The 26993-nt window shown below is 43.4% G+C and carries 20 protein-coding genes, 1 tRNA gene and 1 other annotated feature; of the genes, 4 read left to right on the top strand and 17 right to left on the bottom strand.

The window, feature by feature from the left end; translation table 11 throughout:
- Nucleotides 1-9 precede the first annotated feature (9 nt).
- From MKX34_RS09935 to MKX34_RS09920, 4 genes are all read right to left on the bottom strand, one after another.
- Nucleotides 10-3114, bottom strand: coding sequence for a PAS domain-containing hybrid sensor histidine kinase/response regulator (locus tag MKX34_RS09935; RefSeq protein ID WP_076296070.1), 3105 nt, complete (start codon nt 3112-3114; stop codon nt 10-12).
- Between the two features lie 205 nt (nt 3115-3319).
- Complete coding sequence (locus MKX34_RS09930; protein ID WP_036679361.1) at nt 3320-3877, bottom strand: DUF2812 domain-containing protein; 558 nt, start codon at nt 3875-3877, stop codon at nt 3320-3322.
- Entirely contained in the window at nt 3874-4203 is a 330-nt protein-coding gene (locus tag MKX34_RS09925) for a PadR family transcriptional regulator (RefSeq protein ID WP_036679357.1), read from the bottom strand. The genes MKX34_RS09930 and MKX34_RS09925 overlap by 4 nt, the downstream gene beginning before the upstream one ends.
- A 657-nt stretch (nt 4204-4860) precedes the next feature.
- Nucleotides 4861-4944 (bottom strand) — tRNA-Leu (locus MKX34_RS09920).
- Between the two features lie 238 nt (nt 4945-5182).
- On the opposite strand from MKX34_RS09920, the gene MKX34_RS09915 reads away from it, so the two are divergent.
- The gene (locus tag MKX34_RS09915) at nt 5183-5944 is read left to right on the top strand and encodes a methyltransferase domain-containing protein (protein WP_076296069.1); all 762 of its coding nucleotides are present in this window, start codon (nt 5183-5185) and stop codon (nt 5942-5944) included.
- 91 nt (nt 5945-6035) lie between these two features.
- Here MKX34_RS09915 and MKX34_RS09910 read toward each other — a convergent pair whose 3' ends face one another.
- Nucleotides 6036-7214 (bottom strand): MFS transporter, encoded by a 1179-nt coding sequence (locus tag MKX34_RS09910; RefSeq protein WP_244886503.1) that lies wholly within the window; start codon nt 7212-7214, stop codon nt 6036-6038.
- A gap of 286 nt (nt 7215-7500) precedes the next feature.
- On the opposite strand from MKX34_RS09910, the gene MKX34_RS09905 reads away from it, so the two are divergent.
- Nucleotides 7501-9216, top strand: coding sequence for an ABC transporter ATP-binding protein (locus tag MKX34_RS09905; protein ID WP_076296067.1), 1716 nt, complete (start codon nt 7501-7503; stop codon nt 9214-9216).
- Nucleotides 9217-9556: 340 nt separating this feature from the next.
- Here MKX34_RS09905 and MKX34_RS09900 read toward each other — a convergent pair whose 3' ends face one another.
- The gene (locus MKX34_RS09900; RefSeq protein WP_076107477.1) at nt 9557-11872 is read right to left on the bottom strand and encodes an endo-1,4-beta-xylanase; all 2316 of its coding nucleotides are present in this window, start codon (nt 11870-11872) and stop codon (nt 9557-9559) included.
- A 190-nt stretch (nt 11873-12062) separates the two neighbouring features.
- On the opposite strand from MKX34_RS09900, the gene MKX34_RS09895 reads away from it, so the two are divergent.
- The gene (locus MKX34_RS09895; protein ID WP_339204884.1) at nt 12063-12548 is read left to right on the top strand and encodes a hypothetical protein; all 486 of its coding nucleotides are present in this window, start codon (nt 12063-12065) and stop codon (nt 12546-12548) included.
- Between the two features lie 19 nt (nt 12549-12567).
- On the opposite strand, the gene MKX34_RS09890 is transcribed toward MKX34_RS09895, so the two are convergent.
- From MKX34_RS09890 to MKX34_RS09880, 3 genes are all read right to left on the bottom strand, one after another.
- Nucleotides 12568-13005 (bottom strand): hypothetical protein, encoded by a 438-nt coding sequence (locus MKX34_RS09890; RefSeq protein ID WP_076296065.1) that lies wholly within the window; start codon nt 13003-13005, stop codon nt 12568-12570.
- 209 nt (nt 13006-13214) lie between these two features.
- Nucleotides 13215-14660, bottom strand: coding sequence for a DEAD/DEAH box helicase (locus tag MKX34_RS09885; protein WP_036679344.1), 1446 nt, complete (start codon nt 14658-14660; stop codon nt 13215-13217).
- Between the two features lie 86 nt (nt 14661-14746).
- Entirely contained in the window at nt 14747-15400 is a 654-nt protein-coding gene (locus MKX34_RS09880; protein WP_036679342.1) for an HD domain-containing protein, read from the bottom strand.
- A gap of 352 nt (nt 15401-15752) precedes the next feature.
- On the opposite strand from MKX34_RS09880, the gene MKX34_RS09875 reads away from it, so the two are divergent.
- Nucleotides 15753-17033 carry a histidine--tRNA ligase gene (locus MKX34_RS09875; RefSeq protein ID WP_305953648.1) on the top strand — a complete coding sequence of 427 codons (1281 nt, stop codon included), beginning with the start codon at nt 15753-15755 and terminating at the stop codon, nt 17031-17033.
- 165 nt (nt 17034-17198) lie between these two features.
- Here the strand turns inward: MKX34_RS09875 and MKX34_RS09870 are convergent, their stop codons facing one another.
- From MKX34_RS09870 to MKX34_RS09835, 8 genes are all read right to left on the bottom strand, one after another.
- A complete protein-coding gene (locus MKX34_RS09870; RefSeq protein ID WP_036679339.1) occupies nt 17199-19232 on the bottom strand; it encodes a methyl-accepting chemotaxis protein in 2034 nt (677 codons plus the stop codon).
- 196 nt (nt 19233-19428) lie between these two features.
- Nucleotides 19429-20475 carry a bile acid:sodium symporter family protein gene (locus MKX34_RS09865; protein ID WP_232061252.1) on the bottom strand — a complete coding sequence of 349 codons (1047 nt, stop codon included), beginning with the start codon at nt 20473-20475 and terminating at the stop codon, nt 19429-19431.
- Between the two features lie 121 nt (nt 20476-20596).
- Nucleotides 20597-21550 (bottom strand): radical SAM protein, encoded by a 954-nt coding sequence (locus MKX34_RS09860; RefSeq protein ID WP_038569765.1) that lies wholly within the window; start codon nt 21548-21550, stop codon nt 20597-20599.
- Nucleotides 21551-22042: 492 nt separating this feature from the next.
- Nucleotides 22043-22984 carry an AraC family transcriptional regulator gene (locus MKX34_RS09855; protein ID WP_076296063.1) on the bottom strand — a complete coding sequence of 314 codons (942 nt, stop codon included), beginning with the start codon at nt 22982-22984 and terminating at the stop codon, nt 22043-22045.
- Between the two features lie 45 nt (nt 22985-23029).
- Complete coding sequence (locus MKX34_RS09850) at nt 23030-23836, bottom strand: class I SAM-dependent methyltransferase (protein ID WP_076296062.1); 807 nt, start codon at nt 23834-23836, stop codon at nt 23030-23032.
- Between the two features lie 61 nt (nt 23837-23897).
- Nucleotides 23898-24129, bottom strand: a binding site (T-box leader).
- Between the two features lie 62 nt (nt 24130-24191).
- Nucleotides 24192-25445, bottom strand: a complete 1254-nt coding sequence (locus tag MKX34_RS09845; protein WP_076272902.1) for a stalk domain-containing protein — start codon at nt 25443-25445, stop codon at nt 24192-24194.
- A 156-nt stretch (nt 25446-25601) separates the two neighbouring features.
- On the bottom strand, nt 25602-26552 hold the full coding sequence (locus tag MKX34_RS09840; RefSeq protein WP_076296061.1) for a nucleoside hydrolase: 951 nt from the start codon (nt 26550-26552) through the stop codon (nt 25602-25604).
- Between the two features lie 63 nt (nt 26553-26615).
- Nucleotides 26616-26906 carry a hypothetical protein gene (locus tag MKX34_RS09835; RefSeq protein WP_036679330.1) on the bottom strand — a complete coding sequence of 97 codons (291 nt, stop codon included), beginning with the start codon at nt 26904-26906 and terminating at the stop codon, nt 26616-26618.
- Nucleotides 26907-26993: the final 87 nt, after the last annotated feature.

Raw genomic sequence — 26993 nt, 5'->3', positions numbered from 1 at the left:
CCCTATTTGTCAATGATGCTCACCTAAACGAATTTGGGCAGACCATTCTCTTAATACCCGGTCGAGCTCTTTAATCGAGATGGGTTTAGAAATGAAATCCTGCATTCCAGCACTAAGACACATCATCTTATCTTCATCTCTTGCAAAAGCTGTAGCCGCAATGATAATTGGAGTCAGCCCAAGCTTCTCACGTATGATTCCCGTTGCTTCAATTCCATCCATAATAGGCATCTGAATATCCATAAATACCAGATCATAATGATTGGAAAGCACAGCCCGAACCGCTTCCTCACCATTTAAAGCGATGTCAGGAACATATCCCCTCTTTTTCAGATAAGCCTGCATAAGCTGCTGATTCACAGGATGATCTTCAGCAATAAGAATGGACATCGGTCCATACTCACCAGTAGTTAACTCTTTAACAGCAGATTTATCATTTCTGACCACATCTGTTGAGGCGTTAACGGTCACTTTCTGATCCCATTCCTCTTTGGGTAGAGAGGCCTCCACTGTAAAATAAAACTCCGAGCCTTCATCCTCACAGCTATTGACACCGATAGATCCGCCAAGAAGCTCGGCCAGCTTTTTACTTATGGCAAGTCCAAGCCCAGTTCCACCATATTTACGATTGATCGACGGATGCAATTGCGAGAAGGATTGAAATAATAAACCTTGGCTGGAAACTGGAATCCCCAATCCTGTATCTTTTACGATAAATTTCACGATAAGATTTCCGGATGCCTCTGAAGCTTCTAACATAACAGAGATACTGATTTCACCTGTCTCCGTAAATTTCACTGCGTTCCCAACCAGATTTACGAGAATTTGACGCAATCTCGCCCCATCAGTCATGATGACGGCTGGAAGCTCAGGAGATAGCTCGCTAGTAAGTAAAAGCCCTTTCTCCTTAACCTTCGGATAAAACAGTTCACAAACGTTCTGTATCACTTCATGCAAATCCACCATTTGTAGTTCAAGCGTCATCATGCCTGCTTCAATTTTGCTGAAATCCAACACTTCATTCAGAATATGAAGCAATGCCTCACCGCTTTTGTTAATGATCTGTGTGTAGTAGCTTTGCTCTTCATCCAGCTCCGTCCCAGATAAAAGATCAGCCATCCCAATAATGCCGTTCATAGGCGTGCGCAGCTCATGGCTCATGATCGCTAGAAACTCCGATTTTGCCCGGTCCGCTTCCTCGGCAGACTCCTTCGCCCGCACAATCTCCTTCTCCTCCGTAATATCTCGAAAGACGACAACCGCCCCAATCCGTTCATCACCATCAAACAGTGGGGTCATTCGATATCTGACTAAAAAGCTTGAACCATCCTGCCTCCAAAACACACCCTCCCTATCTTCAATAGTGAGATTACTGGAGCGTGAAGGAAGCAGCGTCTTCTGAATTCCTGTAAAAGACTCGTTATCCAGCCAGGTTTGGTGAATCGCATGAAATTTGCTGTTTCCCCACTCAGTAGGATCGAATCCCAACATAGTAATGGCTGCTGGATTAATGAACATCGTGTTGCCTTCAAGGTTCATCCCAAATATGCCTTCAGAGACCGAATTCAAGATCAGCGCATACTCGTTACTTAATTTCTGTATTTCTTCAAAATGACGCGTACGTTCCCCAATGTCGCGGGTTACACAGACAAGCTCCTGATTCCCGCAGGTCTCAGAGTAAATATACCGCAGAGTCGTTTCTGTCCAAATAAAGGTTCCGTCTTTGCAAAAAAACCGGAGAATAACAGGCTCAAGCTTCTTCCCTTCCATACAATTGCTGAGATATGAAGTTAATTTGATTCTGTCCTCCGGATGTATGTAATCAATCCCTCTAGTTCCGCACATTTCTTCTGGTGCATAGCCAAACATAGTCTGGCAGATGGGTGAGGCATACAGATAGGTAAAGCTCCCGTCCGCTGCATTACGTGAAATGAAGTCCATAGAATTTTCTGAGATCAGACGATAGTTCTGCTCACTTTCCCGCAGTTGTTCTTCCATTCGTTGACGTTCGGTCACATCCTGGGCTATCCCGCTGATCTGCAGCAGTCTTCCTTCTTCATCTGTAATCACTTCCCAGTGCACATCCAGAAACTTCAGCTCTCCATCCGCACTATGAATACGGACCGTTGCTTCGCCATTAGTCCCATTCTCCATGGATTGATGTACTAACTGTTCAAGTCTGATGAAATCGTCAGGATCAATGCAAGCAAAAACACGTCTGTAATCAAAATAAGAATGATTGCTCTCATCTTCCAAAAAGCCAAAAATATTACGCATCTCTCTGGAAACCGTCAGCCGTGATTTTGTCATATCCCATTCCCAGGATCCCATCTTCGCAAGGTGTTGAGCTTTAGCCAGCATATCCTCGTATTTCTTGCGCTGAGTAATATCGCGACCAATGGTTAATATCTGTTTAATGTTCCCCTGCTCATCACGTACCACTTGGGAAGAACTCTCGATCCACAAATAATGTCCATCTTTATGACGGGCTCTACGAGTAAATACGTCCGTATCCGAATATAGCTTGCCTTGTTCAATCATCTCAAGAGCATCATCTACGTGATAATACTCGGGTCTTTTGGTACCTATCATTTCTTGTGCAGAATAACCTAACAGCAGCTCCACTGAGGGAGATACGTAGTGCAGTGTTCCGTCAGGATCGCCAAAAGAAATCATATCCGGTGTATTTTGCGTGATCAAATTATATAAATGCTCATCTTCCTGAATCTTCTGTTCAGCAAGTTTTCGGTCAGTGATATCCGTTAACTCAGAAATCAGGACATAGGGTTCACTGGAATTCTCCTGATAGATTAAAAATATATGTTGGGCTACCCAGATGATTTCGCCATCCTTACGCAAAAACCGCCGTTCTTTCTCCAATGCAGTCCCAGGCTCAGCTAGCAGATCGTTCAGGATAACGGAATGATCGTTATTAGTTTTATCTTCCGGATACACAAGATCCAGATAATTTATATTCAAAAGATCTTCTTCTGCATAACCAAACATTTGGCATAGCGCAGGATTCGATTGTAATAACGTCCCATCCTTCGGAGAGACTACCGCAATCCCGATAGAAGACCGTAAGTATAGCTGCTTAAAAAGAAAATCAGACACCTGTAAGCCTCCTCTTTTGAAAATGGGGGACTATATTAACAAACTTGTAATAATTTCAGTATACCTTTTTTTCGGTAAATAAGCTTGATAGTTGAGTCCTAAATGATAGACTGGTAAATTTCGCAGTAAAACTGCGCAAAAATAAACAGCAAGTCTCCCTTTGAAAAGGAAACTTGCCGTGTGTGCATGTTACAACTCTAAAGTCCTATTCTATTATCAAATTTTCCAGCTGAAGCTTCTTAATTTTCTTACGGATAGGTGCACCAATAATTAAAAAAACAAGACCTAACAAAATCAACATTCCGCCCATTATTACGTTTACTATACTGAGATCCTGTGATGAAAAAGAATAATTTATTACACCAATCATCACATTAAATAGACCTAAAATCAACTCTAGCCACATTACAGATTTCCATAACCTGTTGATTCGCTTATAGTGTTTTATTCTGGATTCCAGATCTGTGTAAATATCAAACGGACCTTCTCCCGACTTCTTTCTAAGGTAAACCCAGCGCATGTAAGTACTAACACAATCTATACCGTTTTCCTCTAAAAACTTGAGATATTTGATGCTATCCGGATGATCAGGCATGTTATCTAAAAGCTCAATTCTATACGTGTACTCATTATTGGGGGTCTCTGTAAACACATATTTGCACCAAGATAATTCTGATAGAGCCATCCCCTTCGCAGACATTTCATTAAGCCACTTTTCTTCCTTCTCATAATCCCAAATCAGCTTGCGAACCACATGTTTCATTTGGACTCACCTCCAGCTATTCTCTTCCCATTCGCTATCAATTCTTCCAGACGGATAATCTCTCCCTGAATCACTGACTTTCCTAAGTCGGTAATTTCGTATTCTTTTCGACGGGAACCTTGCTCCCCTTCCACTGCTTTTATCCAGCCTTTTTCCAGTAAAGTGTTAAGTGCTCCGTATAAAGTGCCCGCGCCCAGATCAACCCGACCGTTACTTAAGTCCTTCACATTCTGCATAATTGCGTATCCGTGCATTGCTGTATATAGAGACAATAAGATATAAAATACAGCTTCAGTTAATGCGCCTCTTTCTGTGCTTTCAGGCATCATTTCATCCCCATTCTATTACTGTTGTCGATATATCGGCTTCCGTAATACCATTATTACGGAAGCCGATATAATTGTCAATACAAAAACACCCATTTTATTCTTCGCAGCGATTATGAGCGCAACAAAAAAACCGCCCAGCACTTAGCTAAGGACGGATTTGTTGGGGGGGCTACTCAGCAGCTAGCTACTCCCACCGTGGCAACTATTCCTTCCTCATTATGATGTATCGGACTCAGATGCAGCTATTTCCGAAAAATAGCGTGTTTTAGCTTACGTTCGGACTCAGATGCAGCTATTCGTCACCAAACACTCGCTTTTCACACGATTCCTTAGCAATAAGCGCTATGCAGTCCGAAACCCCTGTAAAATGTGCCAAATATCAATAATAACGGCCATACGGTCCGTTAGTTTAACACCGTTCACCTAGGTTCCGTTTATGGACCTAAAGAACACCATGCGCTCTGGCGGTGACTGTATTTAGAGATAGTTTCGTTAATTTGTTTGAGAACGCTGAGATTCATCAGTTGGATGCTATTGATCTACATGACTGCTGCTCAGCTACATAATTGCTAATTTAGCTACATGATAATTGCAAATAAAAAAGCCCCCAAATCGCCATAGGAGCGAATTTAGGGGCTTTCTATTAAGCTATGATGCGGTCAAGAGGACTCGAACCTCCACGATATTGCTACCACTGGCACCTGAAGCCAGCGCGTCTGCCAATTCCGCCATGACCGCGTATTATGTAACTGGCGACCAAAACCGCCTGTACATAATACTATACTCCCTTTGCATATAAAACGCAAGGTTTTTGTATTATTGAATTGGGCTATATATAGACCTCATAGGCACAACCAATCAATATTATTCAGTTTATATATTTCTATTATAAGATCTCATATGGTACAACATAGATAAAGTATGGCGTTATGACGGAGATGTCTGAATAATCTATCAATAGAAAGGATGAATACTTATGAACCAGCAGTGGAATACCCAAACCTATGATACTGATATGGCCTTTGTGTCTCAGTTTGGAGAGTCTTTGATTGAGCTGCTTCGCCCACAGCCTGGCGAACAGATTATCGATTGGGGCTGTGGAACCGGAGATTTGGCGGCAGCCATTGCTGCTAGAGGCGCCACTGTGACAGGTATTGATGCCTCTGCCGAAATGATTCAGACAGCCCGTGACAAACATCCCCATCTAAGCTTTGTCTTAGCTGATGGGCAAACTTATGTCGCGGAACAGCCAGTCGATGCTGTGTTCAGCAACGCTGCCCTTCACTGGCTAACAGACGCAAACGGAGCGGCGGCGTCAATCGTTGCCAGCTTGCGGGTAGGCGGCCGTTTCGTGGCCGAGTTCGGTGGACTGGGCAATATTGCTTCCATCGTCGCTGGCCTTCCACAAGCTTTTGCAGCCATTGGCTGTAGTCATAAGCTGCATTTGCCCTGGTACTTCCCCAGCATTGGCGAGTACGCAACTCTACTAGAGAAGCACGGACTGACCGTGGACCTCGCTCTTTGTTTTAACCGGCCAACACCACTGGAAGGCTTGGAGCAAGGATTTCAGCGGTGGTTGAATACTTTTGCCGATGGAATCTTAAGTGTGCTCACACCCATTGAACGCGCAGAAGTTCTCTCTTCTATGGAACAGAAACTGAAACCCACGCTATATCAGGACGGCCGCTGGGTAATGGACTATCGCAGAATCCGGGTTGTTGCTTACAAACGAAGCTAATATAGATGAAAATTACTGCCCATGTTCAATAATCAAAAAAAGAGTGCACTGGCGCTTAGTACGCGTTAGTACACTCTTTTTACACGGGATCCTATTTTCTATCTCCAACGTACCGATCACTGCCAGCACCAAGTCCGACAACCATCAACAGCACACTTGCACCCAGCAGTAAAATCAATGGCACCGTCCAGCTGTTCGTTACATCATGCAGCCAGCCGAATAATGCCGGTCCCATTGCTGCCAGTACATAACCCACAGATTGGGCCATTCCTGACAGCTCTGCCGCTTCTTGGGTGCTTCTTGTTCTTAGACTGAAGAACATCATCGCAAGACCGAAGGCAAATCCTCCGGCAATACCAAAGCATATCGCCCAGACAGCCATTAAAGCGCCGCTGCCCTGCCAGATGCCACCTAATGCGATGAAATAAAGAACAGCAGTGATTATAACTAGAATACGTTGGTTTTTCATCCGGCCTGCCCACAGCGGCACGAAGAAAGTAAAGGGTAGTTGTGCCAATTGCATGAGCGAGAGAAACCAACCCGCATTACTCGACGACATTCCCCGTTCACCGAGGAGAACCGAAAACCAGGCAATAAAGACGTAATAAAGCAGCGACTGTAAGCCCATAAAGATCGTGACTTTCCAAGCAAGAGATGAACGCCACATATTTTTGCTTGAGGCTGCACTCTTAGAGCCGGTTCCTTGATTAAGCTTACGCATTTGCGGAATCCAGAACACTGTTGCTAGAGCTGCGATCATAAACCAGATGGCCAAGGTCCCTCTCCAACCGAATCCAGCATTCGTTGCCAGCGGTACACTAATTCCTGAGGCAATAGCTGCGCATAAATTCATAGAAACCGTGTAGATACCTGTCATTAGCCCGATTTTGTGAGGAAACTTCCCCTTAATAAGACCTGGAAGCAGTACATTACACACAGCAATAGATAATCCAAGTATAGCAGTACCTGTGAACAACAGACCTGCTCCAGATCCCGAGCGAATTAGAATTCCCATAGCAAGCATGACCATGGCAACTAATAACACATTAGCCAAACCAAAACGGCGGGCCAGCTTTGGAGCAAACGGGGACAAGATGGCAAAAGCTAATAATGGTAAAGTAGTAATAGCTCCTGCTAGAGTATTGGATAAGCCGAGGTCATCCTGAATCAATTGTATTAATGGACCCACAGAAGTAAATGGAGCCCGCAGCGCTGCAGCGATAAAAATAATTCCCAGCACAAGCAGCCAGCGATCATATTTGCTATCCATTAAGCTATTATTCAGAATCTGTCCTTCGCGTTGTGATGCTTTCATCGTGTATCCTCCTAAATTACAAACAAATAACCCCGCCAAGCAGAAAGCTTGTCAAGGATTTGAAATATTTTAAACACTATGAACCATCATCTACTATTCTATTAGAAGTTACAACCCTTAAGTAATTTTATACCCGAATTATTGACAAAACCGCTGGCCATCTTTAGTATCCATATCATCGGGTAGTTGAGAATTAATTTCAATTGGACTCATATTTAAACCACAGAAAAGAGTGAACAGAATGCTTCGAAGGTTTTTTTCCTACTATCGTCCGTATAGAAAACTATTTATATTGGATTTCTCCTGCGCTGTTTTTGCGGGACTGCTAGAACTGGCTTTTCCGGTAGCCGTCAATAAATTTATTGATGATTTGCTTCCTGGTCAAGATTGGCCGCTTATTCTTATCGCTTGTGTTGCGCTGCTGGCGATCTACGCCTTAAATACGGTGATGCAGTATATTGTCACCTACTGGGGTCACATGCTGGGCATAAATATCGAAACTGATATGCGTAAAAAAATGTTTGACCATATTCAGAAACTCTCGTTCCGATTCTTTGATAATAATAAAACAGGCCATCTAATCGGAAGAATCACCAATGACTTAAATGATATCGGCGAAGTGGCGCATCACGGTCCTGAGGATGTATTTATTGCAATTATGACCCTTGTCGGAGCCTTTCTCCTAATGGCTGATATTAATCTGAAGCTGGCGATTATTACTTTTATTATCGTTCCAATTATGGCTTGGGTAATCATCTACTTCGGCCGCAATATGACTTCAACTTATCGCCAGCTATTTGAAAATGTAGGCAGTTTCAATGCCCGTATCGAAGACAATGTCGGTGGGATTCGGGTCGTGCAATCTTTTGCCAATGAGCAACATGAACAGGAACTATTCGCAGTAGATAATCAAATGTTCCGCAAAACAAAACTTCTGGCTTATAAAATCATGGCTAGAAGCTTGTCCGTCAGCTATATGATGACCCGCCTCATTACCATCCTGGTGATGATCTGCGGCGCATGGTTCTTCATCAATGGCGAGCTGCAAATCGGTGAATTTGTGGCGTTTATCTTGTTGTCGAATATCTTCTTCCGCCCTATCGAGAAAATCAATGCAGTAATCGAAAGTTATCCTAAAGGAATTGCCGGCTTCAGACGTTATCTGGAGATCATTGACACGGAACCTGACATCAGTGACAAACCGGATGCCGTGGAGATCAACGCTTTGCGCGGTGACATTACATTCCAGGATGTATCTTTTGGATACGAAGAGAATCGTCCGGTTCTGCAAAATATAAGCCTTAACGTAAAGGCTGGCGAAACCATTGCCTTTGTTGGGCCGTCCGGCGCAGGCAAAACAACAATCTGCAGCCTGCTTCCGCGCTTCTATGATGTCACAGCCGGGGCCATCACGATTGATGGCATCGATATCCGTGACATGAAGCTGGAATCGCTGCGTAAACAAATCGGGATCGTGCAGCAGGATGTTTTCCTGTTCTCCGGGACAATTCGCGAGAATATCGCCTATGGGAAACTGGATGCAAAGCTGCCTGAAATCTGGGAAGCCGCGCGACGTGCTCATCTGGAGGAGCTCATTCAGAATCTGCCAGATGGAATGGAGACAGTCATCGGGGAGCGCGGTGTGAAGCTGTCCGGTGGACAAAAGCAGCGCCTGGCTATCGCTCGCATGTTCCTCAAGAATCCGCCGATTCTGATTCTGGATGAAGCTACTTCCGCGCTGGACACAGAGACCGAAGCCGCGATTCAGCAATCCCTGGCTGATCTGTCCGTAGGCAGAACCACACTCGTCATCGCTCACCGTTTGACGACGATCAAAAATGCCGACCGGATTATGGTCGTGAATGAAGAAGGAATCGCTGAACAAGGCAGACATGAAGAATTAGTCCATGCTGATGGAATTTACAGCCGTCTGCATCAGGCGCAATATAACTTTTAAAAAGTAATTTGCCACAGCTGGGCAAAAATGAAGCAAGCCTAGTCACCATGTTTTTGGCGACTAGGCTTGCTTTTTCGCGTAACTCCTCTATTTGCAGCAAACGTGATGCTTGATTAAGGAATTCCTCCCTGATTTTCTTTGGTTTATTGCTCTAATCCTTGCAATCAGGGAAAACCTCCCGCAGATTCACCCCAATTTGCTCATAATAGTGGAATTCAGGCGATATTTAGGGAGGATTTCCCTGAAAAGCTAAGTAACCAGCATAAATCAGCTATTTTCAGGGAGGTTTTGCCTAAAAATTTAAAAACAGCACAATTAAAGCTCAGTTCCCCTACTTTCGCTATTGCGGCTCTGTTCCCCATACCAGCACTCCGTTCCGATAAAGGGTCACCTTGTTCCAATCCGCATAAGCGGTCTGAAGTGAATTAAACGAATAATCATTGGCCTCGTTAAAATTGCTCCAATCTGTCTTGTGTATCCGGGTCTGAATATCCCCGGAAGCACCTCCAGCTGCAAGCATGCCCGCACCTGCGTTGAATTGTACTTCCAAGTAGTAATCTGCTCCCGTTCGAGGCGTGTCCAGCTTTACAAAACTGCCTGCTACCTTGCTGTTGCCGATCTGGGCATAATCGCAGAAAAAGGATTGCGGCTTGTCTCCATCGATCGTATACCAGTAACGGATGCTCAGCTCGCTAAGATCGACTGCAGTTGTGCCGTTATTTTTAATATTAAAATAGGGCTTCATCTGGTTGTCATTTGGGTTAGTATCCGCTGTCCGATACGCCACTGCAAGCCCGGTGACCGGTTCGACAGGCCCCGAGCCTTGCGGTGTAGCCATCGCTTGTACAGAATTGCTGCTCGTACCCGCACTATTGACAGCATTCACAACATAATAATAAGTCGTTCCGTTGCTAACGGCCGCATCGCTATAGCTCGTCCCGGTAGCCGTAGTCAGAGTGGTATAAGGGCCACCACTCGTAAGTGACCGTTTCACCGTATAGGAAGTTGCGCCCGCCGAGGTGCTCCAGCTAAGATTCACGAGCCCATTGCCTGCAGCTGCATTCAAGTTAGCAGGAGCAGCTGGAACTACGGGAGCTGCCACTGTCTCCAATACGGACCAGTAGGCCGGCTTAGATTGAAGGCGCTCATCAAATAATAAAGGCCAATTGTTGCGGGCTACCGGATAAGTGCGCAGCCAAGTATTACTGTCATCCTTCCCCCAGAGAGTGACATTCGTGACCGTATCCGTGTGCCTCAGGAAGATCTCAAATAATGATTTGTATAAAGCCGCTTGGCGCTGCTTCAAATGATCAGGGAAGGTCTCATAGGCTTGAGAATTATCAGAATACACACTAATATCCAGCTCAGTAATATGAGTTTCCAGCCCTAAAGCCTTGAACTTGATAATCGAATTTTCGATTTCAGAGAGCGAAGGATAATACAAGCTGATGTGCGTTTGATGCCCTACTCCGTCAATAGGAACCCCTTTAGCCTGAAGTCGTACAATCAGATTGTATAGTGCTTGGCTTTTGGCTGGCTCATGCGTATTGTAGTCATTGATGAACAGTTTTGCGTTAGGATCAGCTTCATGAGCGAACTGGAACGCCTTCTCAATGTACTCTTCACCCGCGATCTGGTACCACAGGCTGCGGCGCATGCCATCAGATTGCGAAGTGTCAATCACTTCGTTGACGACATCCCAAGCATAGATTTCACCTTTATAACGTTCCATAACGGTCTTAATATGACTCTTCATCCGCTCATATAACACCGTTTTGGAGACCAAATTACCACTGGCGTCACGGAACACCCAATCCGGTGTCTGCGAATGCCAGACCAGGGTATGTCCACGTACCTGCTGCCCATTTGCGGTAGCAAAAGCTACTGCCGTGTCAGCGTCAGCGAAATTAAACACACCTTCCTGCGGCTCCGTGCTGTCCCATTTCAGAACATTTCCTGGCGTTACACTATCAAAATGCTTGGATAACAATTGCCGATCCGGAGCTGTCAGCAGCTCACTATTCGTAAAAGCCGAGCCGATCAGAAATTTGTTTGCAAACACATCCTTCAGCGAAGGAATCGCATCCTCGATGACAATTGGACCGAGATCCGGTAGCTTTTCCAATCGAAAATCATCCAAATAAAAAGAAGTTGTCGCGCTACCCGGCACTTCAAAATAAATAGAAAGTTGATCTGCCGGCTCCAATAGCTTGTACTGCGCCTGAAGCTTCACCCAACCGTTCGCTGTCACTGCACCAAAGGTCAAATTGTCATAATGAATGGTAGAAGGTAATGTCCGCTGCAATGACATATAGATATTCGCGTTAGATGATCCGGCCGGCAGCTTCACCCATCCAATAAACACATAAGTTTGTCCCACTTCCAGCTGGCTAGTCACATCCAGTGAAGGTCCATGCCACGTTTTTGTTCGGCCGCTTACCTCCAGGCCATATGTGCCGCTGCGTGCCGCATCTGTTTTGGCCGTAAGCACCTCAACTTCCCCACGTCCACTCCAGCCCTGAACAGTACCATCTTCAAAATCGCTTTGCTGAATAAGCGTGTTCTCCGCATGTGCGGGTGCAGCCCAATACGCAGGTACAAGCAAACATAAAACCAAAACAAAATTAAGCGCTTTCAAAAAAGTTCCTTTTTTCATCGCTTCGATTCTCCCTTCTGAATTAGGTTCGAACCTTATTGCTTCGTTTCTTCCTGTCCCCGATACCGCTCGGGCCACACCACCTTCCTCATAAAAAAATCAGAGCCTATCCTCAGGAGGAACCAAGCTAGGCAGGTCATCCGTGAAGTATGGGCTCTATATCGCCATAATATCACATTTGTTTCCATTTATGGAACTAAAATTAATTATTTTCGATCTTATTTTACTTAAGCTGAACGGATCTGCGTTATCAGATCCGTTTAGCGTCGAAAAAACCCAAGAGACGACACCATTATGGTGTTGTCTCTTGGGTTACATAATATGCTGGCTGAATGTACGGGATTTCTACCGTTCATTTCGCCACTTCCAGCTGGATCAGCTCATTATACGGGAGTTCTACCGTATATTTCGCCACTTTCAGCTGGATCAGCACTTTGTACGGGAATTCTACCGTTCATTTCGCCACTTCCAGCTGGATCAGCTCATTGTACGGGAATTCTACCGTTCATTTTGGCGTTTCCAGCTGGACCAGCACTTTGTACGGGATTTCTACCGTTCATTTCGGCGTTTCCAGCTGGATCAGCACATTGTACGGGAGTTCTACCGTTCATTTCGCCACTTGCAGCTGGATCGACCAATTGTACGGGAGTTTTACCGTTCATTTCGGCATTCCTAGTATGTACAAGAAAATTATGCTAGTCAGCTATTGATTTTTCTTTCGTTACTATCATGATCAATAGTAAAAAAATCAAAACTAGTTGAATACCTAAATATATTATAGGAAAAAAATAAATAAGACTTAGACTTATCTGATCAAAGTCAGGCTTCATATCAAAAAACCTTAAATCAACAACCCCTGAACCTCTAGACTCTTTTCCTTGTAATTCTTTTAAATAAAATAGAATTCTCGTGCTAGGAACAATACTAATAACTAACCAAGAAATGTTGTACCTAAGCTTTTGCGTCTTTAAAGCTATCTTGCAAGACACATTCAGAAGAATTATTGGTGCTGCATACATTATAAACATTTGTTTTACTACTTCTACTTCCAACTTCCCCGTTTTCATTCCCAAAAGGTAGATAATTATTAAATGTAAGAAAATAACAATGGTAACTTGTAGGATTGCTTTCATCCTTGTGCTCCTAGATTCAGCTTTCAATCTATCACCTCTCACAAGTTATATTCTAATTTCTATAATTTCACAACGAAAACATAGAAATGCTGAGATAAAACAACAAATTAAAGAAGGAGCCGTGTAGTGAACACGACTCCCTCTTCCTATAAACCGCATCAGTAGCGGCATATTTGCAAGGAGCTTAGCAATAAGCTGTCATCCTTGATTTATTTTTTCGCAATATGAACCTTCAGCTGCTTGCCCTTTACGGTGGTCTCTCTCATCGCTTGCAGCACCATTGCGCCTTTACCGTTCAAAATATCCACGTAGGTCACATTGTCCTGAATCGAGATAATCCCGATATCTTCGGCGGAAATACCTTCAAGCTTAGCTATTGTGCCGACAAAATCCACGGCTCTTAGCTTCTTTTTCTTGCCGCCGTTGAAGTATAGCTTCATAATCTCTTTGTTTAAGCTTTCGCTTTTGTCCTTTTTGCGGACAGGCTGCTTATTGATCTTCTGCTCGAACGCTTCCTTTGCGTAGGCAACTGCGTCGTCCGAAGGAGCTTTCATATGCGGAATGCTGAAGCCAATATAGCTTTCAATTTCAGTTACCCACTTCTGCTCATTCGGAGTGACAAAAGTGATCGCTTTACCCGTCTTGCCTGCACGCGCGGTTCTGCCTGTACGATGCACGTAGCTTTCTTTTTCCAGTGGAATATCGTAATTAATCACATGGGTGATATTCTCGATATCAATCCCTCTAGCCGCCACATCGGTAGCGATTAAATAGCGGAATTGCCCTCTTTTAAAAGCATTCATGACCTCAAAGCGCTCATCCTGCTCCATACCTCCGTGGATCTTATCACAAGGATATTCCAGATCCGCCAGTCCTCTGAATACAGCATTCACCTGCTCCTGCGTACGGCAAAAAATAATACAGCTATCCGGATTCTCCACCGTTATGATATCGCTTAGCAAAGAGAATTTGGCAGCTTGTCTCACTTCAATCAACGCATGTTCAATCGTAGCCGTCGTAATTCCACTTGCCTGAATCTCGATATCCGTTGGATCGTTCATATATTTTCGGCACAAGTTCTTAATCACTTCGGGTAAGGTAGCTGAGAATAACATGGTTACTCGCTCTTTGGGCAGCTGCTTAATGATCTTCTCGATCTGCTCAATAAAGCCCATGCTCAGCATTTCGTCAGCTTCATCGATGATCAAATATTTGATTCGATTTAGCGGAAGTGTGCCTCTTTCAATATGGTCAAATACGCGTCCAGGCGTACCTACGACAACATGTGTTTTTTGCGTAAGCTCTATCTTTTGGGGAGCAAAGGGCTGCTTGCCGAAAAGAGCAACTGCCTTAATCCGTTTAAAACGTCCGATGTTCGTAATATCCTCTTTCACCTGCATCGCAAGCTCTCGAGTTGGCGTAAGAATCAAAGCCTGCGGCTTATTCTCCACCCAATCCACCAGATCGCAAAGCGGAATACCATAAGCTCCCGTCTTGCCACTGCCTGTTTGCGATTTCACAATCAGATCCTTTTGCTGCAAAGCCACAGGAATTACCTTGCTCTGTACCTCCGTAGGTGTCATAAATTTCAGAACATCCAGTGCTTTAATTATCTCTTCGTCTAACTCATAATCTCTAAATTGCAATTCACTCATCGTTCAACCTCTTCTATGCCGATTGTTCTGGTTAAAGCGGAAACTCCGCGATCCTTCCATCTTGTGCATACTTATCATTATAACAGTTATTGGCGTCCTTGATTCCATTCCTTATAGAACTGGTCCAGAAAATTCAACATGAAATCATGCCGTTCTTCCGCTAACTTGCGTCCATAAGCCGTATTCATTAAGAATTTTAGTTTCAACAGCTTCTCATAAAAATGATTCACAGCCGTCCCCTTGCTATAATCCCTGTATTCCTTTTGCAGCGACTCCTCGCGTGGAGCCACTTCTGGATCATAAGCCGGACGTCCCTTTGCACCTGAGAAAATAAAGGTTCTGGCAATGCCAATCGCGCCAAGTGCATCTAGTCGATCTGCATCCTGCACCACTTGACCTTCCAGAGTCTGCATAGGTTCTCCTCCACCACCACTAAAGGACATCGTTTCAACGATCAGCATGATATGACGAATTTGCTCCTCCTCTGTAAGGTTTGCCGTGAGCCAAGTGTGGACTTTAAGCAGACCTGCTTCTTTTGACGGATTAAGCTTCTCGTCTGCAACATCATGCAGCAAGGCTGCCATCGTACAGATAAACACATCCGCACGCTCGATCTCAGCAATTTCACATGCCGTGCTGCGGACCCGATGGGTGTGCCACCAGTCATGACCCGTAGTATCTTGTCCCAGTTGTTCTTTAACAAATTCTTCCGCCCGGGCTATTATTAAAGGTTGATTCATCGTCAACAAGCTCCCTTCGCCTATGAAATATCGAAGCCCTATTATAGCTGATTGCCTGTCCATTCGCCTACTAAAAATCTTCGTTATAACAAATTCTTACTTGCACGACTCCAAATGATCCGCTATAATCGGCAGTAATCAAAATGTCGAAGGGAATTGATTCTGATGAACACCATAACAATCATGCTGAATCAACTTCATTATTATCACAAACAGCGTTAGCAACCCTGAATTTCTCAGGGAGGCTAACGCTACTCGCGTTGGCCTCCCTGCGGCATAGATCACGCGCAGGACCATGAGGTCCTGCGCGTTTTTTTATTCTCTAAACTATGCCAATTCAAAGGAGCTACTAATGATGCAAAACATTAAAGGAACTTATGATTACTTTGGAAAAGAGCAGGCGCTCAGAAAGAACATTCAAAATACGCTGCAGGATTTGTTCGAACTCTATGATTTTGAATCCATGGACACCACATTATTAAATGAACTGGATTTATTAACCTCGAAATATGCAGGTGGGGATGAAATTCTCAAGGAGATGTACCAACTCACCGATCAAGGCAACCGCAAGCTGGGCTTACGATATGATCTGACCATCCCTTTTGCCAAAGTGATCGCTTTAAATCCTGGAATAGAGTTTCCCTTCAAGCGTTATGAGATCGGAAAAGTATTCCGTGATGGTCCCGTGAAAGGTGGGCGCCTGCGTGAATTTCTGCAATGCGATGTTGATGTCGTTGGTATTTCAGGACCTGAGGCGGAAGCTGAATTGATGCAGCTGGCCACAGAAGCTTTTCGCAAGCTGGATATCCCGATCATCCTAAAATGGAACAACAGACGTTTTCTCGGTGAGATTCTGGAATCGATTGGTGTACCTGCTGAGGACCAGTTGTCCGTTATGCTAACCTTGGATAAATTAGAAAAAATCACCCTCAGCGGCGTGAAAAATGAATTGATCAGCAAGGAAATCAAACCTACAACCATCGCTGCTATCCTAGAGCTTATCGAAACGGACAATCCAAGCTTTGAGCAGTTATGCGAAAAATATAGTCTTACCGGACAACCGGGAGCGATGGAGGTTCTTGTCCTGCAAAAGCTGCTCCAAGACATTCATCTGCAACAGACTTGTCGTTTCGATCCTTTTTTATCCCGCGGGCTTTCTTTCTACACTGGAACCGTCTACGAGATCTTTGATGCATCCGGTTCCTTTACCTCAAGCTTGGGGGGTGGAGGCAGATATGACGCTATCATCGGACAGCTGGTGGGCAGAGAGGATATTCAATATCCTACGGTTGGCTTATCTTTTGGTATGGAGTCTATCATGGCGCTCCTTGCAGAACGTCCTATCCAAGAGCACAAGACAGCAGAAGTTATGGTCATTCCGATTGGCGAGACGCTCCCACAGGCTTTAATTGCAGCCGCCGAGCTCCGTGCCTGTTCTATCCGAACCACTCTGGTATCCGGTAAAAGAAAACTTAAAAAGCAACTCGCCACAGCCTCATCCAAAAAAATCCGTTACGTTATTCTGATCGGCGAGAGTGAATCCAGTGTGGATAAGGTGCGGCTGAAGGATATGAAGGAACAAACAGAGGTTATAGTTCCATTAGATGAAGCCATCTACCTTATTACTGGATAAACTACTGCCTGATATTCTTCTAAAAAGATCCGGACAAAAAAAGACCCCGCCGGCGACCGGCGGGGTAAAGTCTATATATAAGGGAGGTTATACATGTACTATAACCCTGCAAGCTTAATATTTTATGAAAAAGAGATAAGGATTCCCTTAATTCATTTCAAACCCTTAGATCTTAAACTTATCTACTAACCCCTGAAGTTCTTTGGCACTTTGAGTATTTTCATCGGCCATAGTAACCTCCAGGAATGTTTTTTCCACAATATCCGCCGTTTTCACCGCGATATCCTGAATCCCTATAGCTCCTTCGTTTACTGTAGCAGCTACCTCATTAACGGCAATATTAATACTTGATATGGCCATACTCAAATGATCAGCTGCGCTCTCGAATTGTTTTAACAGCGTATTTACAGTGGCAGCATCACTGTTGTATTGCTGACTTACCTCAGTTAATCGTTCATAATCTGCTAGGACATTCTGGTCTATAAAGGAAAGTAATGCCTCAGAATTCTCCTTCATGGATTCAACAGAGGAATATACACCTGTTACCACACCTTGAATTCCAGCCGCAATCTTAGACGATTTCTCAGCCAACTTCCGAATCTCACCAGCTACAACCGCAAAACCTTTACCTGCCTCACCCGCTCTTGCCGCTTCTATAGCTGCATTCAGGGCCAGCAGATTGGTCTGACTGGCAATGGATAGAATCGTATCTGTCAGTACATTAATCTCTGCAATCGCGCTCGACTGCTCAATCGCTTTTTCCATATCGATTCGCACGGATTCATAAATTTGTTTAGCATTCGTCGTAGATTCTGTTGCCTCATCTTGGAGAGTCAGCGCCCGCTCACTAATTTGTCTAGAAACGGCAGCGCCTTCCTTCACATTATTGGTGATCCCGGATACATTGTTATCAATTTCAGTAATTGCTGCTGTCATTTCCTCTGTGGAGGCTGCGGTCTCTTCCATACCTGCCGATAGCTGCTGCGTAGTCGCTGAATTATCGTGGGCATTTTCCCGCACATCTATAGACAGCTTCTCCAGCGTTTCTGCATTTTCAAGCACTTTGGACGAGATCGTAATTAAGCTTCCAGCCATCTCACGAAGTGTAGCCCGGGTGCGGAACATCGCTTTGGCGATCGTCCCTGTCTCATCTTTGTTTTTAGTCAAATACTCATACTCTGAGTCATGCGTCAAATTCAATTCTGCCGTTTTATTAATCATGTCCGTTAGTTTAACAATCGGAGAAGAGATTTTTTTAGCAAAATAAAGAGCAATCAGCAAGGCAATAATTAAACTTCCCACACCAAGAAATAAGTTGAAATTTCTCATATCAGTGACAGGTTTCACGATTTCATCAAGGTCTGCGGTTAATACAAGCAACCAGTGCGTCTCAGGCAAAACTGTATAGGTAGATTTTTTTTCCACACCATTATATGTATTATTTAGCAGGCCATCCGCTACCTTCTCACCAGATTTCACACGCTCCATAACAGCTGCGATCTGCGTATTCTCAATAGGCTGACCAATTTGTGTTTTATCCGGATAATATAATTTATTGCCGTTCTCATCCAGTAAATAAGCGTAAGAGCTCGTCGTGTTTACCACTTTGGTATCGGCCAAATACTTAATCATACTATCTGCGGAAACAGCTGACGCAATAAATCCAATCATCTTTCCATTACTCTTTACGGGCTGTACAAAAGCCACTACATAAGCTCCTGTAGATTTTGATTTCAGCGTTTCGCTGATCACAGGCTCAGCCGTCTCCATTACTCTTTTCGTATAATCTCTTTCACTAAAATCTGTCCCTATAAGCTTAGTATCACTGTCAGCCACACTAATACCTTTCATATCACTGACAAGAATGTGCTCAAGGTTCCCTGCTTCCTCCACAATGCTTTGAAGACTGGCGTTCACCTCATTCTGAAGCTTATCACCTTTGCTAACTCCACCATTCCCAGCTTGCAGCAGTAGATCAACAATTTCCGAGCGGCTCGCAATAAGCTCTGTGCTTCTCTGCTCTTTTGCTATCATGGCTGATATGGTCTGAGCTTTGTTCGTATTGACCTGCTTCATAGAATTCTCAGTAAGATTCACAATCGCCTGAGTTGATTTCAAATACGTAAATATCCCCATTACAGAAATACATAAAAGAGTCACACCTATCATAACAAGTGATAACTTTAGGCGAATCTTCATATTCTTTTCATCCTTCCGACTGCTTGTTCATTTGCGAACAATGAAATTGTAAATAATACAATTACTATCGGGTGGGCAAGTTGAATTGTGAATATAAATCGCGCAAAAATAAGAAATATATCATAAAATGTCGAAAATTTTCATGTAAATGAATAAAATATCACAGCTTTTAGGTCATATATCCTTCATAAGGTGGTTAACAAGGCCTGTCATCTGTCCTAGAAGAAACAGGTGGTTCTATCTGAGAGGCAGTATTCACTTGCATTAATGCACCCTCACTTAACAGTCGTTTAGTTCTACTACGTAAAAATAGACCAGACATCGCAGCGAGTATTTGTTGGAACAACATCCCCGAAATTACTGGAAGTGCGACAGCAGGAGGAAAATATTTCACTGCTAATACAGCTCCCGCACTTAAATTCCGCATACCCGAATTAAACTGCACCGCCACGGAATCTTCATAACTAAAGCGGAAACGGCGTGACACCAAAGCTCCGATTACATATCCAAGCACAACGGTTATGAAGGTCACTCCAATTATGATCGCTAATTTGCCATCCGGATGTTTCAGATAACGGGCAATGCTGGCCCCATTAATAGAAACAACTACAAATAATCCGACTTTAACAAATGGAGCAAGCGGCGGTCCACATACCGTATTGACTTTCCCTTTTGTCCATTGATTCAGCAGCATCCCAACTACAGAAGGAATGACTACCATCCATAGCAGCCCTTTCATCATATCACCTAGCTGAATTTCCACACTCGCTCCCATCAGCAAATATAAGGTACCCGGGACAACAATTGGCGACAAGAGCGTATCAATCAGAATAAGGGCTAATGTCAATGCAATATTTCCTCCGTACATCGACACCCATACCACACTTACAACACCTGTAGGAATCGCGAACAGCAATACATAACCAGTCACTGTATATGGATCTCCCGGAAAAAAAGCCATGGCTGCAAGCCAGCCGATCAGCGGCATTACAATATGTAAAATTACCATTAGAATAATCAGCTTCTGGGGTTTCAGAAGTACCCCTAGCAGGTCCTTTAGGTTGGACTTCAAGCTACCGATCAGCGTCATTACAGCGAAAATCCAGGGCACGAGACCTGTGAACGGCAGCAGTCTGCTTTCGTTAAGCACACCGACCACGATGGCTGTGGGTGTTAATAACGGCATAATCTTTTCTAGAACAACATTAGATTTGATAAGTCCATTTCTTATATTAGCAAACACTTGGCAGTACACCTTATGTATGAAGCTCATACATTCCTTATCTGTGTTTTTTATTAAGTCTACCATAAAAAAATAGGAACCAATTCTTAAATTGGTCCCTCGAAGTAATCTATATAGAGTGTTAAACTTCTATGCCTTGTGGAAACAATGCATCCAGCGCTGGGCAAGGTTGCTTATCCAAAAACTGTGCCAATGGCGCTGGCATATTATTGTATAAATCTTTTAGTGAAGTTCCTTGATAAATGTTGCCGATAATCACCGGATGGCAAAGCTCTGAAATCAAAATGTCGCCATTTCCATGCAAATGAAGCTGCTTCTTCCCCTCTATACAGTGAGGAAAATACACACCCGGCTGCTCTTCGAACCCAAGGGCGTCCATAAAGCGGTCCATGCAGGTGAAATACAGAATCGTATCTTCTTTCTTCCGTGCGATCAGCTCACTCACTGCATTCTTTAATTGTTCCCGCGCAGCAATCGACTTCCACCCTGTATGATCCATGATAATACTGTTCTGAATTTCATGTGTGCGCACGCCCATTGCGTAGACATGATCGCTGATCTCCTTCATATTATCCTGGGTTTCACTGAACAGCAGCGTCTCCAGCACAGTATCTACACTTGTTGCGGCGAACAGGGTAATATTTTCTCTTATTTTCTCATAAATGCTTGGATGAATATTATAATATTTTGAGAAAGCTTCCGCAGTAGTAAAATTGAAGGAAATATGTATGGTCGTTAATCCTGCGGAAACCAATTGGCCAATTCGTTCAGCATTTAAAAGACTGCCGTTGGAATTCAGTTGTGTCTGAATCCCTCTGGATGCGCAGTAGGTTACAATCTCCACACAGTCATCGAACTTCAGCGTCACTTCTCCACCTGATAAACGTACTCTTTTAAGGCCTGGAAGTTCGTCCAGAATGCGGATGACCTCTTTGGCTTTGATGCTTTGTCCATCATTTCTATTATATGCACAGCAATAATCGCAGCGGAAATTACAGTTCGAAGTTACCCCTATTTCTAACCCTTCCAGCTCATAAGTAAGCGGTTTGTCGAGCTCTAATGCTTTATATCTCATACTCTAAAGTCCTCCTGAAAAATAATGAATTTAGTTCAAAAGTTCAACCTTAGAGATTATATAGGTTTATGGCTTAGGTTAATGTGAGTTTTATAACATTCGGATTGCACGGTTTGATTAACGAATACTGATCTGCCGCTGCTTATTTCCAGATTTCTATGATCTCACTTGATAAACGAATCCATTGAACAACACTCAAATTTTCACCATAATCGTAGTCGGAAGCGCATGCGTAATCACTTTCAGATACGCATAGTAACCTGTAACGGACTCAGCTGACCCTAAACCTAAAATTATCCTATTTTAAGAATGGCAACGGACTCCAGTGCACTTATTGACCGGAAAAACGCCCAATATGAGCCTTTTGCCAATGAATAGCGTCAGCGGAGTCCGAAATCATGTTTTGATAGCTGATAACATACAAATAACGTCATCCGAGTCCGAAAGCCTCGTGAAGTGATGGATAAACAGATACGCATTCAGGCATGTATATTACAGGTTATCTTCAAACTGGTGATGTCCACCGACACTTTTTATAGGGATATAAAGATCAACTTTTGCTTTACCTGCTGGGTCTGTATATGGATCATTCATACAAAATTCGAGCGCATACCGATCATCCGGTTCATAATCACTATTAGGTAGCCATTGACCGTACACACTTTGATAGGCAATAGCCAATTTGTCGATCGTATCATAAAACGGATATAAGGCATAAAGACCACCAGATAAAGTTTTGAACTCTACGCTCGAATCAACCTCTTTAACAAACTCTTCTGGAATGGTTATGCAGGCATCATATCTACAAGAGTATTCGTCAGTCACGCTGGGATCATCTAAAGAAATACCAATGAAGTATTCTGTTGACGGTAAATCATTTTTCTCAACCCACTTGCTGAGTGTTTCCCATGCCTTATACGTTTCAAGATAGCTGCCAACATGCCTTACATATGCCACTTGATAACTTGGAAGTTCTTTTACCTCAATGTTCATTTCCCATACTCTCCTTAAAAAATTATTGATGTTGATACTAACATCATAATTTTTAGAAGGAGGCAATTCTTCCTGATTATTGCTGGACATTAACTGATAATTGCTATGTTCTTGCGTTGACCTTCTCATCTCACTTGGGGTTGTCTTGAACAGTTTTTTAAAGGATGAATTAAAACTTGAGATGGAACTAAAACCGCATAGAATTGAGATATCCAGCATCGTTCTATTTGTTGTCTCAAGATAGGTTACCGCGTGATGTAGGCGTCTTTCCGTCAGATAGGTCATCGGTGTTTTATTTGTTATTGCAGAAAAAACTCTAGAGAAATGATACTTAGAAAAATTAGAAACTTCAGCTAACGTTTCCAGATTTATTTCTTGATCTAAGTTGTCCTCGATAAAATGAAGAACAGTCTGAATACGCACCCTGTAATCATTGTTCACTAGACCTACCTCAATCCCCTGATGATAAAATGTTTTTTTTCTTTTTTATTTTCTACGCCCTATATACAACAGATGAGATGAAATCCCCAAAATGGATGGATCCTTTGCTGCATTAATGAGAAATTCAAAGAGCTCCTCATGCTCACCCCGGTCTGTCCAGTATTGTTTCTGCTCATTTGTCAGTAATGCTCCGAGGCTAGAAGAACCAATTAAATCAATGGTTTGAAATCCATTCTCCTCCATGAAAGATTTTATGTCCTCAATATTGAAGTAATAAGCTCCCGTAAACCTACCTTCATCTTTATGATTAAAAATCCCGCTATCATAAAACTCTTTAATTGAATCCATGTTGTCATTAGGCTTCCAGTGTTGTGGGAACTGTAAGGATGTAAGAGTCATTCTCATTCGACTTTGAAAGGCTACAAATACGATGCCGTTCTTCTTTGTCACACGTAACAATTCCTTAACTGCTAAAATCCGATCCTCTTCTTCTTGCAAATGATATAAAGGGCCTAACATCAGAGAAGCATCAAAGCTCTCGTCTGATATTCCCTCTAAACTAGTTGCATTCAGCACATGAAAACCCTTAAATTGCTCAGTTAATCCTAATTCATTAACCTTCTGCTTAGCTATTTCAACTAACTTAGGGGTAAGATCCGATAACGTTACGTTATAGCCCAGCTTCGCCAGCTCCATGGCATATTTACCGGGTCCAGCACCATTATCCAGTATAGATTGTGCGGTAGTTAAATACTGTTTTATATAATGCAGATTAATGATGAACTCCAGCGGCTCCCTATCCAATCTTCCCCACTCATCAAATTTGGAATAATAATCAATAATATTGCCCATAACCAAAACACCCACTTCAATTGTATTTTTTCTGTAGAGAACAGAAAAAACCTATCGCCTCCAAAGAGGCGATAGGTTTAACCTTCGCGGTACCACTCTTTTTGATCGTTGCTTATTCTCATAGTAAACAACGAATCTTAGAACCCGATTACGGAGGGTTAGCCGTTAAGATCTACTGAGGTTCGATCTTACCGTTCATGGGTGAGTTGGGGAACCTAACTACGCTGTCTTGCACCAACCGGCAGCTCTCTGGGCAGTAGTTATTCCTTAATACTCCCAATCATTACGTTTATTCCGTATTGTATTTTGACCTAGTATATAGTTAACAAATATTCCCTGTCAATACAAATTCCACTTACAGCTCTACTGACTTCCCCATCTCGTTCCAGACAGGCTGTCCGATCAGACCTAAACGCCAGATTGCAATTCCTTTAAGACCATATCGTTTAGCAAGTCCTACCTTCGAATTCACTGAAGATTCGTTTTCGCTATACACAGAGATCCCGAGGATCAGCTTATCCTTACTCACTTGCTGAAGCGCAAGCCGGATGCCTTCATCAACTAAACTCATCGGCTCTGGAACTTTTTTCTCTTGTAAATAATCGTACGCCATAATGACCAAATCATCTGCAAGTGTTCCTAAAGTTTTGTAATCATAACCTTTATAAGAACTATTTAATGGATGAAGAATAACGGTAAGTTTAAGTCCTGCTGCATGTGCTTTTTGTGATAGGTTTTTCACAAAAGCATTGTAATCTGCTTGCACCTTCGCCTTATCACCTGTTAGACCTAGGCCCTCCAGATCCAGGGTAATGCCTTGGAATCCTTTTTGCGTTGCAAGATCTACGATTCCAGTAATCGTCTGTTCTTGAAGCTGCTTATCTTCCAGGTTCTTAGTTAACTCTGATGCGGTATCTCCAGAGAAGACCATCAGATAAGGAGCTGTTCCACCTGCCGCTGCATTCGTGACAATCGATTCTGGCGTTACGTCACCAGCCGCTTGAGGCCATTTGAAATCAGTCCCCGTTGTGGTGAATTGCCCGCTTTTATCAATCCCACTCCAACCAAAGGCCACAGCATCAAAATTAGGAAGTAAGGAAATCTCACTATAAGAACTCAGAGCATAGAAACCGAGAGTGTACAGTTCAGTCTTCGGTGAAGTAATAGATACGGTCTTCGTGGCTTGATTCCAAGCTACACCCGCACCAAACTGCTGGCCGAAGAAGCTAAGGGGAATCATCGTTGTATCCCGGATCGTCTGCGGAGCAACTCCTAACTTCACAACCGCGCCGTTAACACCTGCATTTTTGCTGCCAAGGGTCAGGGTTACCACTTTGGTCCCTGCAGTATCTGTTTTGGTAGCCGTAATTTTCTTCTGCGCTTGATTCCACTCGACATTAATTCCCAAAGCTTCAGATATAGCTCGGAATGGCACCATCGTTGTTCCGCTCATCACAACAGGTTCTACTGGAAAGGGTAGTGGATAACCATCCAGCACAATACTAACTCCACCAGCTGTGGCTGCCTGTGTGGTATTGTGGATTAAAGCCGTGGTGCCTCCTAGCGAAATAGCCAAACATAATACTAATTTACCGATTCGCTTGTTCATGAATGATAAGTCTCCCTCTTCTATGATATGAAGTCTAATCTTGTAAACTCTTATATGTCCTCTACCATTTTACCAAAGATTATCCAATTGTAAAATTAATAGATTGTCATCTATGAGCTTCGAAATTATTTTTCATATTAGAAGAGGTCGGCAAAATTACATAAACACGCTCAAAAAGGTTCCCACTGCTCGTTCAACATCTACATCCACTGCAACTTTTATGGGTTTACCTACTTTTGGCTGAGCCCGCAAGTCCGCTACGACCATTCCCGATGTGAACTCACCTTTGTGCTCCACACGAACATTCATCTCTTTGTAGGTTACTAGATCTGGTTGCAGCGCAACCATAAGTGCGAGTGGATCATGCAGCGGTGCGCTGTTGATCAAAAAGTTCGCTTCACGATAGAAATTAAAATAATGAGTAAGCGATTGTTCCATGAACGAAATGATCGCTTTATTTTCTTCACGTCCAAAACGGTTTAATAAATCGATATGCTCTTGGGTAATCCGCGTCTTAAGCGTAACGTCTAGACCCACCATCATAACAGGAAGCCCAGATGTAAATACATGATCAGCAGCTTCCGGATCCCCAGCAATATTCGCTTCCGCAACCGGTGTTCTATTGCCGGGATTGAAGATCGTACCGCCCATCACCACTACTTTTTTCAAAGTATTCTTAATACCAGGGTCCATGTCAAGCGCCATAGAAAGGTTAGTTAGATGTGCCAGTGTGACTAATACAATCTCTCCGGGATTCTCATTAGCCATCCGAACAATAAACTCAGATGCAGTTTCGCTAATGGGACGCTGGCTGGATGGAGCAATTTCCACATTACCAATACCGTTCTCACCATGCACATGAGTGGCGTAGCCTGAGTGCTCACGAACAAGTGCCTTGGATGCTCCGATCGCTACAGGAATCTCATAACCAGGCTTAGCAAGCTCAATTAGCCGCAGTGAATTGTCCGCCGCCTTTTCGACATCAATATTCCCAAACACGGTTGTAATTCCTTCTACAATTACGTTTGGAGCGCGTAAGGCATATAGAATCGCCAGTGCATCGTCAATACCTGTGTCTGCATCAATAATAATTCGTGTTTTGCTCATTTATGTTCTCTCCCATTATGCTTTTTTCATAAAAGTTATCATATCACGGCCAACGAGGGTCGCTCAATTTTTATTCAATTCCTGTTCTTTAAAGGCTTCAATAAACCGCTCGGGATCACACTCTATCAAATAAGCATACACACCCTTACTCGTGTGCAGATAGAACATGCCGCCCATATCCCCCATTGAACGATAAGACATATCGAAAATATCTTTTAGCGGGAATTCCCGATGACGAGTTACAATTCTATCTTGATATAGATACATTAGCCGATTGGAAGCAACACTTCGTTGTTCTCCATCCCTAATTTCTCGTTGTATCTTATAATACGGAAGCTGGGCTACCCATTTCATTTGCAGTCCTCCTGCTTGTCGTAATGGACTCCATTTTATTATTCTTTTTACCCTATTGCAAAATAAAGAAGCTTAACGACCCCATTA

The organism is Paenibacillus sp. FSL R5-0636 (assembly GCF_037974255.1).
GTDB classification, from domain to species: domain Bacteria; phylum Bacillota; class Bacilli; order Paenibacillales; family Paenibacillaceae; genus Paenibacillus_AQ; species Paenibacillus_AQ odorifer.
Note: the sequence above shows the minus strand (reverse complement) of the source record. Positions and strands in the feature narration are given on the sequence as shown.